This window comes from Lysinibacillus sp. NPDC098008 (genome assembly GCF_044760715.1).
Classification (GTDB): domain Bacteria; phylum Bacillota; class Bacilli; order Bacillales_A; family Planococcaceae; genus Lysinibacillus.
In genome coordinates this window covers 419,649-433,053 of sequence record NZ_JBIWBA010000002.1, presented here as the reverse complement: position 1 = coordinate 433,053, position 13,405 = coordinate 419,649, and the positions used below count along the sequence as shown (strand labels likewise).

Sequence of the window (13,405 nt, the reverse complement as noted above, 5' to 3'; positions counted from 1 at the left end):
TATGGGACAAACAATTCCTGTAAAGCCAGCAGATGTTACATGGACGGATGATCAATGGAAGGCGATTTATGCCAGCGGTCAGGATACGCTTGTATCGGCTGCAGCAGGGTCTGGGAAAACAGCGGTACTGATTAATCGAATGATTGAAAAAGTAATTGCTACCGAAAATCCGATTAATGTAGATGAGCTACTTGTTGTAACCTTTACGAATGCATCGGCTGCTGAAATGCGTCATCGGATGGCAGAGGCATTGGAAAAGGCCATCGAAAAAAATCCGACCTCTCAGCATTTACGACGCCAGCTTAGCCTTGTCAATAAAGCACAGATTTCAACATTGCATTCCTTCTGTTTAGCCATTGTGAAGCAATATGCTTATTTGCTTGATATTGATCCAGGCTTTCGGATTGCCAATGAAGCTGAAATTGCTTTATTAAGAGATGATACGTTAGCAGAGGTGCTAGAAGCAGCGTATGATGTTGAGGATGAGGCACAAGTGCAAGCCGTTTATCGCCTTGTTGATAGCTTTACCTCAGATCGTGATGACCAAGCGATTGAAACGCTAATTAGTAAGCTTTATGATACTTCTCGTGTCCATGCAGAGCCGCAAAAATGGCTACGGAGCTTGCCACAAGCCTATGATTTAGCTGAGGATATTACAATTGATGATTTAGCGCTATCGCAATACGTTAAATTGACTGTTCGCCATAGTTTAGAGGAAGCCTTTGTTCTTATTTCAGAAATGCGCGAGCTTACATTGCAGCCAGCCGGGCCAGCACCATATGCAGAAACGGCTGAAATTGATTTTGCTATGATTCAAGAAGGGATTCGCATTAGTCAGGATGGTACATGGCAGGAGCTATTTGATTACTTTGCAACGGTAAAATGGTCTACATTAAAGCGAGTATCCAAGGATGCTTTAGTTGATGCAGAGCTACAGGAGCTTGCCAAGAAAAAGCGAGATGCTGCTAAAAAAATTATCAACAATATTAAAGAAACCTATTTTGTTCGCACACCAGCACGCTTGCTTGAGGAAATAAGGTTAATGGCTCCAACAATTACAACCTTGGTAGAATTAACAACTGCTTTTAGCGAGCAATTCAGGCTGGCAAAGCTAGAGCGGGGTATTATCGACTTTTCAGATTTAGAGCATTATGCGCTGCAAATTTTAACAGTGGAGGTTGACGGTAAGCTACAGCCCTCTCCAGTAGCATTAGATATGCAAAAGCGCTTTAAAGAAGTGCTTGTAGACGAATATCAGGACGTGAATTTATTACAGGAAACAATTTTACAGCTTGTAAAAACAGGTGACGAGCAGGATGGCAATCTGTTTATGGTTGGCGATGTGAAACAGAGCATTGTGCGCCCATAAGGGTATTGTATACTTCACCATTTGGCGGTGAATAAACTACAGAAACGGTTTATATATCAGCCGACTTATCTTGGCGGGAAACCAAAGAGGGAGTGTAGCATGTCGGTTAAAGTCATAAGTTAGCCTAAACGGAAAGGCTACGACTGAATGGCGAGATATAAAAAATTCATATGAGGAAGAAGGCTAAACTGCTTGAAGAACAGTCCGAGTGGGGTCATGTTGGAACCATCTAGGAAACCGTTTGAAACCTAGAATCTATTCTGTTCAGCGTATTAAATGCTTGCGGCTGAACATGGACGAGCGCTATATATTGAGGCGTAGTCTAGTTTCTGATTGACGAAAGAATAGACACACTTCAAGAGTGAAGAAAAGGATGAACGTTCCTTCCGACAATGAATTGAGCCTGTATACAATATACTAAATGGGGATTACCTAAGTTGGAATGCCATTAGGCTATGTACAAAGGTACTGAATATCCAATATGGTAACGGAGCTCTCGTAGTAGTCTGAGATAGGGAAAGCCTATTACATGGCGAAGGGGAGCAGCTTATAACGTATAAAACAATAAAGAAAGGAGCGAAATGCTCTATGCAAAGTTCAGAAATTGTCTTATACAATCTATCGAAACAAGCAATGAAGGACGGTTTTCAAATTGACCGTCTGTACAGACATTTATACAACGAAGATTTTTATATAAAAGCCTATACAAAGATATATAAAAATAAAGGTAGTGCAACAAAAGGTATCGACGAAGAAACAGCAGATGGATTTGGTGAAGAAAAGATTCAAGCAATTATTGAATCATTAAAAGATGAAAGCTATCAACCAAAGTCTGTACGTCGCATTCATATCCCAAAAAAGAATGGTGATACAAGACCACTTGGTATCCCTACATTTACAGACCGTTTAGTACAAGAGGTTTGTCGTATGCTTTTAGAAGCAATCTATGAGCCAAATTTTTCAAATCATTCACATGGTTTTAGACCGAGAAGAAGTTGTCATACAGCATTAGTTGAAATTAAGAAAACCTTTACGGGTGTAAACTGGTTCATTGAAGGTGACATAAAAGGATTTTTCGATAACATTAATCATCAAGTGCTCATCAATATTTTGCGTAAACGAATCAAAGATGAAAAGTTTATTCGTCTTATGTGGAAATTCCTAAAAGCAGGATTCGTTGAAGATTGGCGATTTCAGAAAACGTACAGTGGAACTCCACAGGGCGGAATTATCAGTCCATTACTCGCAAATATTTATTTAAATGAATTTGATGAATATGTCGAAAATGAATTAAAACCTTCATTTGACTTAGGAGAACCAAAAAAGCGCAAACGAAATACAGAATACCGAAAATATGATATGCGTAACCAACGTTTGCATAAAAAGATTAATGCGACAGAAGATGAAAATTTACGACAACAGATGATTGAAGAATATAAGGCGAATAAAAAAATATTGCTTGATATACCGTACTATGAACCAAATACCGATACGTATAAAGCAATGAAATATGTGCGTTATGCAGATGATTTTATTGTTGGTGTAAATGGTAGTAAAGAGGATTGTGACCGCTTAAAACAAGCAATGAAAGACTTCTTGAAAGACTGTTTACAACTCGAATTATCAGAAGAAAAAACACTCATTACACATAATACAAAGTTTGCAAGATTTTTAAGCTACGATATTTCGATTAGCCATGATTTAAGTATGGCGAAAGACAAAAACGGTGTAGTAAAACGTAAATATAAAGGATATGTACAATTACGCATTCCTAAAGGAACGATTGAAAAAGTAATTGTGAAAAATAAAATGGTCAAAGATATTGATGCGAAACAATGGGATATGTTGCATCGACCTAGATTAGTTGGACTTTCTGCTTTAGAAATCATCGAAACATATAATGCAGAACTGCGTGGCTTGTATAATTATTATGCGCTAGCAGAAAATGTAGGTGAAAAAATGTGGCAATTGCGCTATGTGATGGAATATAGCTGTCTGAAAACACTTGCGAATAAATACAAATCCACAGTTTCAAAAATGAAGGTTAAGTTTAGGCAAGGCAAGTACTGGGGAGTGAAGTATGAAACAAAGCAAGGGGAAAGAATAGCCTATTTCTATAAAGATGGTTTTGAAAAGAAGAAAGAAATCTTCCAATCAGAAATAGACCAACTACCAAATTTATATGTATATCAAGACAGAAATGATTTAGAAAAACGACTTAGTGCAAAACAATGCGAATTATATGGAGACAGTCAGGCTCGATACTCGCTAAACAAAGAAAAACACTAGTCGTATGTGATAAATGTCATAAAGAAATTCATAAACAAAGATAGATTTGTTATAAGTGGAGAGCCGTATACTCTGAGAGGAGTACGTACGGTTCGGGGAGGGGTTCTCGGAAACCTACTACAGCAATGTAGCAAGGCGCTGGGTTCCTACTCTACTATCGATTCCGTTTAGCTGAACCAAAGCTTTTTATGCGAAAATATAGTGAATTTGTGGACATGCCTACAGAAACGGGGATGCGTATCGACTTAAACGCAAATTTCCGAAGTCGTAAAGAGGTGCTCAATGCTACAAATTATATTTTTGCACAAATAATGAGTGAGCGTGTTGGCGAAATTTTATACGATGATAATGCATCATTAAAGCCAGCAGCACCTTATGATCATCAGGAAATTCCTGTTGAGCTTGCAGTGCTGCATCCTCCACAGGAGGAGGATGCAGAAGAGGCTGAGGAAATTACAAATGTGGCTACTGAGCTAGAGGAGCTTAAAAAGTCACAGTATGAGGCACGCTTTATTATTAAGCGTATCCAGCAAATGATGGCAGAGGGTACAACTGTTTATGATACAAAAACAAAGACAGAGCGGCCGTTGAAATATAGTGATATTGTCATTTTAATGCGCTCAATGACATGGTCGACTGATTTAGTGGAGGAATTTAAGCTGGCAGGTATCCCGTTATATGCGGAGTCCTCCAAAGGTTATTTTGATGCACTTGAAGTAATGATTATGTTAAATGTGCTAAAGATTGTTGACAATCCCTATCAAGATATTCCATTAGCTTCTGTTTTGCGTGCGCCTTTTGTTGGCTTAACAGAAAATGAGCTAGCTAAAATTCGTTTAGCTGACCCTAAAGTGCCTTTTTATGATGCATTACGACAGTTTATTCGCAGTGAGGGGCATGGTGTACAGACTATTACGTTTGAGAAACTACAACGTTTTATGTTAGCTTTTGAGAATTGGCGAGATTTAGCACGCCGTGGCTCATTATCAGATTTAATTTGGAAGATTTATTTAGATACCCATTATTATGAAATGGTTGGCGCGATGCCAAATGGCAAGCAGCGGCAGGCGAATTTACGTATCTTACATGATCGTGCATTAATGTACGAGCAAACGGCCTTTCGAGGATTATTCCGCTTTTTACGCTTTATTGACCGAATGCGTACACGTGGAGATGATTTAGGGACAGCCAAATCCATTGGTGAAAAGGATGATGTTGTACGACTTGTAACCATTCACTCTTCAAAAGGATTGGAATATCCAGTAGTCTTTGTAGCAGGAATGGGACGTCCATTTAATAAGATGGATTTTCATCAGCCGTATTTATTTGACCAAGATTTTGGCTTAGCTGTAAAGGCGATTGATCCAGACAATCGGATTATGTATACATCACTGCCTTTTTTAGCATTAAAGGAGAAAAAGGAGCTTGAAATGCGCGCAGAGGAAATGCGTGTTTTATATGTAGCGATGACACGTGCCAAGGAACGGCTCATTTTAGTAGGTTCCGTGAAAAATTGGGATAAAACACGTGATCGCTGGCAGGAGGCACAAAGCTTGCCACTAGATGCACCGCTACAGGAATATTTGCGTGCTAGAGCTAATAGTTATTTGGATTGGATTGGACCAGCCGTGGCAAGGCATGCGGATTTTGCCTCAGTCGCTACATCCTCATATAAGGCATTGGAGAATCATTCACATTGGTCGGTACAAGCGATTGATACAAGCCAGTATTCATATGAAATAGAGGTATTAGAGGATGAGGTAGAGCAGCTGCTGGCAATGCCAGAAGATCAGGCATTATTATCTGAAATAACGACACGCTTTCAAGCACAATATGCCTATCAAAAATCAACAAGAAAACGCTCAAAAACATCTGTTAGTGAAATTAAACGCTTAGAAAATTTACAGCGTCAGGAAGAGCCTGAATTTTACTTTGCAGCACCTGCTAAGCAGACTACGACTTCCATTGCACCACGACCATCATTTTTACAGGAGCAGCAGCTAACTGGTGCTGAGATAGGGACGGCTGTCCATACAGTTATGCAGCACGTTCCGCAGCATGGCTTCCATCATCTTGAGGACGTGAAAAGCTTTGTGGCGGATTTAGTGGCAAAACAGCTTTTAACAGAAGCTGAGGGAGCAATTGTTCCAATAGCAAAGGTTTTTCATTTCTTTACTACGGATATTGGGCAACGCTTTCAGCAGGCAAAGCAAATACGGAGGGAGATGCCGTTTACAATTAGTCGAGTCGACGAAGATGGCGATGCGCAAATTGTGCAGGGGATTATTGATTGCTTATTTGAGGATCAGTATGGTCATTGGGTGTTACTCGATTATAAAACGGACCGTATTCAACCGCATTTTGCTAAGGAGCCTGCACTCTCAAAAGAAATGCTAGAGCGTTATGCGGTGCAGCTTCGTGTTTATAGCGAGGCAATTGAAGCAATTTTGCATATAACAGTAAGTGATAAAATATTATATTTATTTGATAATGGACAAACCGTACAGGCATAAAAAGATGTAGGGAGGATACAAGCAGAGCGCTCTAGCTATTGGCTCTGCTTGTGTCATTGTTTAGATGACAGAGGAGGTTTATTTTGTGGAGTTAAAACCAACAATGTTGCAGGAACGAATTGCAGCATTAGATATTTTACGTGGTGTTAGCTTGGTAGGTATTTTACTCGTAAATATGTTTGCTTTTTATTTACCGATGCCCCATATTGATTTGGCATCGTGGTTTACTGCACCATCTGATATTGTTTGGCAGCAAAACTTAGATATTTATGTGCAAGGTAGTTTTTATCCATTATTTGCAATGCTATTTGGGTATGGACTTGCAATGCAATGGCAAAAGGCACAGAACCGCGCACAAAACTTTTATACACTAGGGCTTCGAAGGCTTGCCATATTATTTGCTTTTGGTGTTATCCATGCTGTGCTCATTTGGTGGGGCGATATTTTAATGATGTATGCCTTTTGTGGTGTTTTTTTAGTGCTTTTACTACAATTACGTCCTATTTGGTTAATATCCATTGCTTTTATCATTAATGGTCTTATGCAAGCTGTGATGCTGTTTGCTCTAGGCTTTCTGACTGTTAATGGAGAGGTGGATAATTATTTAAATATTGTAGCTGTCGAAAATGCTATTACGGCTTATGGTACAGGCAGTTGGGGAGATGCCTTGCTGCAGCGCTTAACAGATTTATCTGTTCAAGCAGGAATAGGAATGTGGTTTATGGCATTGTTCACCATCTTACCATATATGCTAGTTGGTGCAGCTGCCTCAAAGTGGCAGCTTGTAGAACGAGCAAAAGAACAAAAATGGCTATGGCTAACACTCGCAATAGCTGGTTTGGCTATTGGAATTGCTGTTAAAAGTTTACCGATTATGTTTACACGTACGTATTTATTTGATTATTTGAAGGTGTACATAGGTGGTCCAGTGCTTTCAGTGGGCTATGCGGCTGTGATTGTCTTGCTATGCTTAGCGCCAGTTGTACCAAAGCTGCTTCGACCTTTTGCAAATATTGGACGTATGTCGTTAACAATGTATATTATGCAATCTATTATTGGCACTTGCCTATTCTATCAATTTGGCTTTGGCTGGTATGGGAAGGTTAGCGTTGCTACAGGTGTATTAATTGCCACTGGGATTATTATCGTGCAAATGATTATAGCTGAAATTTGGTTATCGAAATGGAAGCAAGGACCGTTAGAGGCACTATGGCGTAAATTAATCTATAGACAAAAAGTGAAAATGCATTAATATATGTTATTTCCTATGCATAATCTATGAAGAATATAGCAACTTATAAAATTATTGTCGCAAAAATAAAGCAATTTCTATCATATTGTTGTATTATGTAGAAAAAAGAAGGAGCTCTTAAAATCATGAAAATTTTATCATTCAAATTAGGTGGACATGTAAGCTTTGGACCAAAAGTAAAAAAAGAAGAAGCGGTATGGGATGTACTGGCTATTCAAAATGAACTTCAAGTTCTCCCTTCTTTTTCAAGTTCAATTGTAGATGGCGTAGCTTTAGGCTTTGATTTCGTTGAACAGATTCGTAAATTAGTAGAGGCAGCTGAAAAATCAGATCGCGCTGATAGTTTCAAGCATGAATTCACAGAGATTGAATGGCTTTCACCAATTCCACGTACACCGAAAAATATTATGTGTGTTGGTAAAAACTACAATGAGCATGCAAAGGAAATGGGTGCAGAGGCAGCACCAACGGAGTTAATGGTATTTACAAAATCACCAACTGCTATTGCAGCAGATGAGCAAACATTATCAATTCATGCTGAGCTTTCCTCAAAAATGGATTATGAGGGTGAGCTTGCAGTTGTTATTGGTAAGCGTGGTAAAAATATTCCAAAAAACTTAGCCTATGATTATGTATTTGGCTATACAATTGCTAATGATATAACAGCTCGTGACCTACAGGAAAAGCATCAACAATTTTTCCTAGGAAAAAGCCTAGATGGCACATGCCCTCTTGGACCATATCTTGTGACGAAGGATGAGATTCCAAATCCACAAGATTTAACAGTTGTAACAAAGGTGAATGACGAAGTACGTCAAAATGGCTCTACAAAGGATATGATATTCTCTGTTGAAACATTAGTATCGATTTTATCTCAACATGTGACATTAGAGCCAGGCGATGTTATTTTAACAGGTACGCCAGCAGGAGTAGGTAAAGGCATGAACCCGCCTCAATTCTTAAAGGCTGGGGATACAGTAAAAGTATCTATCCAAGGCATTGGTACATTAGTCAATCATTTTGAATAGAAGCATAAATCCGCGTGAGTACAATACTCCGCGGATTTTTATATGGACAACTTTATATGAGAATTTTAATATAGTAATATTAAAATTGACTGATTATGAGCGAAGCAAGTAAAAAAGGAAGTGTTGGTCTATTTGTTCGTCTATTTTGTGAACGCTATTGTAACATTTGAAACCCTTTCCACCGCATGGTAGGATAGAGTTTGATAGAAAAAGAATGAGGTGGGACAAACATGAGCTTTTTAACAAGCCAAACACATTTGCATATTACTACGTGGGTAGTGGCGATTGTTATCTTTTTAATTGCAGCGCTTATGGGCAAGCAATCAAAAGGCTTACATATGGCATTACGTCTATTCTACGTATTAATTATCATCACAGGTGCAGCATTATTTTTCAAATATCAGGCGGCTGACCCAATGCTGTATGGTCTGAAATTTTTATTTGGTATTTTAGTAATTGGTATGATGGAAATGGTATTAGTGCGTCAAAAGAAAAATAAACCAACAGGGATTTTTTGGATTTTATTTGCAGTATTCTTATTTATTACACTGTTCCTAGGTTTTAAATTACCAATGAACTTTAATTTCCTAGCATAATAATTAGTAAAAGTCGTGAGTTGCTTACTTCACGGCTTTTATTTTGGTTAAAAAGAGCAATATTTAGACTGACACCTTTTTGCCGTAATTCATTTTGCAATTGTGGAAAATCTTTTGAAATGATAGCGACGTGCCAGTGTTATTTGGTAAAATGACGATGGATTGGTTTGAAAGAGAGGGAATAATAGTGAAATTCAAGAAGTGGATAAGTGCAACAGCTGCATCACTTTTATTAGCAACTTCATTCATAAGTCTAGCACCAGTAGCCTATGCGGATGAAGCAGCAACAAAATCGATTGCGGAAGAAAGTATCTTTGATTTACTCGTTGACCGTTTCTTTAATGGTTCAGGCTCAAACGATTTTGATACAAATACGAAAGACCCTGAAGAATTTGCAGGCGGCGATTTTACAGGCTTACAAGATAAATTGAATTTTATCGGTGAAATGGGCTATACCATTGTTTCAATTGGCCCTATTTTTTCAACAGAAAAATATGATGGTTCATTGCCAACAAGCTATACAACACTTGAACGTCATTTTGGGACATCAGAGGAATTCCAAAGTGTTGTAGAGGCTTACAAAGCAAAAAATATGTCTATGATGGTAGATTTTCCGCTTAATAATGTTAGTCCAAATCATGAATGGGTAAAGGATGCAACAAAGGCTGACTGGATTGCTTCGACTAATAATGGACAAGTACAGTGGGATTTAACGAATAAAGATGTGCAAGATGCACTTATACAAGCAGCAACTGAATTTGTGTCTTCATATAATATTGGTGGTATACGTTTAACTAATATTGCTGAGGCTGACACAGCGTTTATTAATGCAATGATAGCAGCTTTGAAAGAAACAAAATCATCCCTTTATGTCATTAGTAATGAAGAAAGTGATGCGAATTTTGATGCAGCTTTCTCACAAGCAACGGCAGATATTTATCGTAATATCTTTAAAAATGTTGATATGGATTCATCGAAGCTAATGGAGCCATTTACAGGGGATAAGCCTGTCCAAATTATGATTGATTCATTGGACACACACCGTTTTACATTTGATTCTGCAAATGAAAATATGTTTCCGCCTACACGTTTAAAAATGGCAATGGGAGCTTTATTTATGTTGCCGGGGATTCCTGTTGTGCAATATGGTACTGAAATTGCTATGAATGGGGAAACAAAGCCCGATACACACCAGCTCTATAACTTTAAAACAGATACGGAGTTGATTGATTATATTAAAAATGTTCAATCATTACGCAATCAATCGGCTACTTTACGTAAAGGTGATTTTGAGGTTATTACAAATGAAGATGGTCTGCTTGTTTTTACACGTACATCAGATGAAGAGCAATGGGTTATTATGGTCAACAATACAGGTGCAACACAGCGCGTTGATTTAACACCTGAACAACTTGGCGAAGGTAAAATGTTAAACGGGATTTTACACGAGGAAAAGGTTCGTTTAAATGAAAAAGAGGTATATCCTGTTATTTTAGACAGAGAAATGGTCGAGATTTATCAGGTTCGTAATGATAGTGGCTTTAATATTCCGTATATGATTGCACTTGGCTTAGTATGGGTAATCTTTATTGGCTTTATCGTTATTATTATTAAGCGAGGAAAAGTACGTCGTCAAGCGACAGATACACATGCATAAAAAAGGCATGTTAGGTATAAGAATGATGCCTAACATGCTTTTTCATTAGCCTTGATAGTCTTTATTTGTAAAGAAGATGGCAATCGTGCCTGGCCCTACATGTGAACCAATAACAGAACCAATCATTGTAACTTGAATAGCCTTAGGTGAAAAACGTTCCTGAATAGCTGCTTTTACTTCATTAGCAAAGGCTATATCATCACTATGGCTAATGCCAATAATTTTATCCGTAAAGCTGCCACCACGCTCTTGCATAATATCTAACATACGTGCAAGTGCTTTTTTTCGGCCACGTGATTTCTCAATTGGTACAAGCTTGCCATCCTCTACATTTAGAATAGGTTTAATGCTAAGCAGTCCGCCTAAAAATGCACTTGCCTTTGATAAACGGCCACCCTTTGCTAGGTAGTCTAAATCTTCTACTGTAAATAAATGCTCTATCTGAGGGGCAAGTGCAGTAATTTTTGCCTCCATCTCCTCTAAGGTAGCTCCTGCGTTGCGTAGATGAACAGCCTCTTCCACCACAAGACCATGTCCTAGGGAAGCACATTTAGAGTCGATAATCGTTAGCTTTAATGACGGATATTCCTCCAGCAATTGCTTGCGAATCATTTGAGCGGTGCTATAGGTGCCTGAGAGTTCTGATGAAAAGGCGATATAGATTCCTTCTTCATTGTTTTTAGCAAGGCTTTCAAAGTGCTGTAAAAAAAGCTCTGGTGATACTTGTGATGTCTTTGGATGTGCACCATGCCGTATAGCATCATAAATTTCTTTTGAATCGATGGAAAGAACATCTTCATATTCTTGGTTGTTCAATTGCACTCGTAAAGGGAATAGCACAACATCATTTTCCTCATAGTAGGACTTTGGTAAATCACAGCCACTATCTGTAAATATTTTCATTTCTTGTCCCCCTCGTTTTCAACATCTTTAACTTGAACTTACTACTTCACTATGATAATTTCAAGCGCTCCATGAGTATTTTTGCAATACCATCATCATTATTTGTTGAAGTGATCTCATTTGCAATATTTTTAAGACTTGAAATACCATTGCCCATTGCCACACCAAGTCCAGCATATTCAATCATTTCTAAATCATTATCTTCATCACCAAATGCGATAATGCGCTCACGTGGAATGCCTAAATCCTTTGCCACATGTGCAATACCTACCGCTTTATTTAAGCCACGACGTACGATTTCAATAATATGCAGCGGTGCACCCCAGCGACGGTGTTCAATCACCTCTGCATGGACAGCTTGTAAATGATCACGGATAATCGCTGAATTGGCTTCATTTGCTTGAATGAGCAAGCTTGTTGGATTTTCTTGAAGGTGTGTATATAAATCGCCAAGTGTAATTTTAGGATTTCCCATATTAAAAATATTTAAGATACGATCATTTTCTGTGTGTACATAAATATCATCTTTTACCTCAGCGATAATGTTTTCATATTCATAATGATGAATGGAATCTACAACATCATGTACAACACTTAAGTCAATCGGTGTGTGCATATGCTGCCAAGATATATTTTTGGGATGATGAACATAAGCACCATTAAAATTGACAATAGGTGTTGAGAGCCCAAGCTCGTGATAGTAAATATCACTTGCGCGATATGGGCGACCTGTTGCAATCATTACTTGATGCCCTTTTTCCTTTGCCTGCAATAATGTTTTTTTCGTTTGCGCTGAAATTTGTTGCTGGTCTGTTAATAATGTACCATCTAGGTCTAATACGATTAAATGCGGTTTCATAGCTTGTTGCCCCTTTCCTATAGTTTGAATAGTATCGTTTTGCGGTGCATTCGTCAAAATTTTGTCACGTAGAAAAAAGTTTGTTACCATAAAGATGAGATAAAAGTTGGGAGTGACAAAAATGTTTGTAGAAAAAGAAGTGTGGGGCAATATTCCTTTATTGCATATACATACAGAGCATATGAATGAAGAAACCCCAGTAGTTATTTTTTTACATGGCTTTATGAGTGCAAAAGAACATAATCTACACTATGCGTATCAATTAGTGCATAAAGGGGTGCGTGTCCTATTACCAGATGCAAAATTTCACGGTGACCGCAGCGAAGGCCTAACAGAAATACAAATGAATTTAAAGTTTTGGGAGATTGTTTTAAATTCTATTCATGAAGTGGAGCAATTATATAATGACTTACAGCAAAAAAATTTATTGGCAAGTCATCAAATTGGTATTGCTGGTACTTCAATGGGGGGAATTGTCACTTCAGGCTGCCTTAAATTATATGATTGGATTCAAACGGCTGCAATATGCATGGGTGCACCTAGCTTTATAAAATTAGGGGAGTATCAATTGCAGCAATTTACGAAAAATGGTGTGAATTGGCCAATGTCAGAGGAGGAAGTGCAAAAAACAAATGAGCTGCTGGCAGTATATGATGTTAGCTTAACACCCGAAAAATTTGCGGGGCGTCCTGTATTGTTTTGGCATGGAAAGCTAGATAAAACTGTACCTTTTGATGAAACGTATAAATTTTATGAAACATTACGGGAATACTATAAAGCACACCCTGATGATTTAAAGTTTTTGGTAAGTAATAAAGCAGGACATGCTGTTTCGCGAGATGGTATGCTAGCAGTAACAGAATGGCTTGCACAGCATTTGGCATAAGAGGATGCATCTGCTATGATAAGGTTAACACTATGATGGAAGGAGAAATAATG

The 13,405-nt window shown here is 38.2% G+C and carries 7 protein-coding genes and 3 pseudogenes; 8 read left to right on the top strand and 2 right to left on the bottom strand.

Features of this window, described 5'->3' with window-relative positions; all coding sequences use genetic code 11:
- Window position 1: 1 nt before the first annotated feature.
- From ACIQVU_RS04475 to ACIQVU_RS04445, 7 genes and pseudogenes are all read left to right on the top strand, one after another.
- Window positions 2–1,363, top strand: a pseudogene (locus ACIQVU_RS04475) (UvrD-helicase domain-containing protein); the annotation flags it as partial.
- A gap of 594 nt (window positions 1,364–1,957) precedes the next feature.
- Window positions 1,958–3,702: pseudogene (gene ltrA / locus ACIQVU_RS04470) on the top strand (group II intron reverse transcriptase/maturase).
- 111 nt (window positions 3,703–3,813) lie between these two features.
- A pseudogene (gene addA / locus ACIQVU_RS04465) lies at window positions 3,814–6,171 on the top strand (helicase-exonuclease AddAB subunit AddA); the annotation flags it as partial.
- Window positions 6,172–6,256: 85 nt separating this feature from the next.
- On the top strand, window positions 6,257–7,423 hold the full coding sequence (locus tag ACIQVU_RS04460; RefSeq protein WP_402894038.1) for a DUF418 domain-containing protein: 1,167 nt from the start codon (window positions 6,257–6,259) through the stop codon (window positions 7,421–7,423).
- A gap of 125 nt (window positions 7,424–7,548) precedes the next feature.
- The gene (locus ACIQVU_RS04455; RefSeq protein ID WP_340804432.1) at window positions 7,549–8,451 is read left to right on the top strand and encodes a fumarylacetoacetate hydrolase family protein; all 903 of its coding nucleotides are present in this window, start codon (window positions 7,549–7,551) and stop codon (window positions 8,449–8,451) included.
- Between the two features lie 230 nt (window positions 8,452–8,681).
- Entirely contained in the window at window positions 8,682–9,047 is a 366-nt protein-coding gene (locus ACIQVU_RS04450) for a YisL family protein (protein WP_340804433.1), read from the top strand.
- 187 nt (window positions 9,048–9,234) lie between these two features.
- Window positions 9,235–10,704: an alpha-amylase family glycosyl hydrolase gene (locus tag ACIQVU_RS04445; protein ID WP_340804435.1), complete on the top strand. Its 1,470-nt coding sequence runs from the start codon at window positions 9,235–9,237 to the stop codon at window positions 10,702–10,704.
- Between the two features lie 45 nt (window positions 10,705–10,749).
- Here ACIQVU_RS04445 and ACIQVU_RS04440 read toward each other — a convergent pair whose 3' ends face one another.
- Both ACIQVU_RS04440 and ACIQVU_RS04435 read right to left on the bottom strand, forming a co-directional pair.
- Window positions 10,750–11,607: a DegV family protein gene (locus ACIQVU_RS04440; protein ID WP_340804436.1), complete on the bottom strand. Its 858-nt coding sequence runs from the start codon at window positions 11,605–11,607 to the stop codon at window positions 10,750–10,752.
- Window positions 11,608–11,656: 49 nt separating this feature from the next.
- Window positions 11,657–12,466, bottom strand: coding sequence for a Cof-type HAD-IIB family hydrolase (locus ACIQVU_RS04435; RefSeq protein ID WP_340804437.1), 810 nt, complete (start codon window positions 12,464–12,466; stop codon window positions 11,657–11,659).
- A gap of 121 nt (window positions 12,467–12,587) precedes the next feature.
- On the opposite strand from ACIQVU_RS04435, the gene ACIQVU_RS04430 reads away from it, so the two are divergent.
- Window positions 12,588–13,352, top strand: a complete 765-nt coding sequence (locus tag ACIQVU_RS04430; protein WP_340804438.1) for a prolyl oligopeptidase family serine peptidase — start codon at window positions 12,588–12,590, stop codon at window positions 13,350–13,352.
- Window positions 13,353–13,405 lie beyond the last annotated feature (53 nt).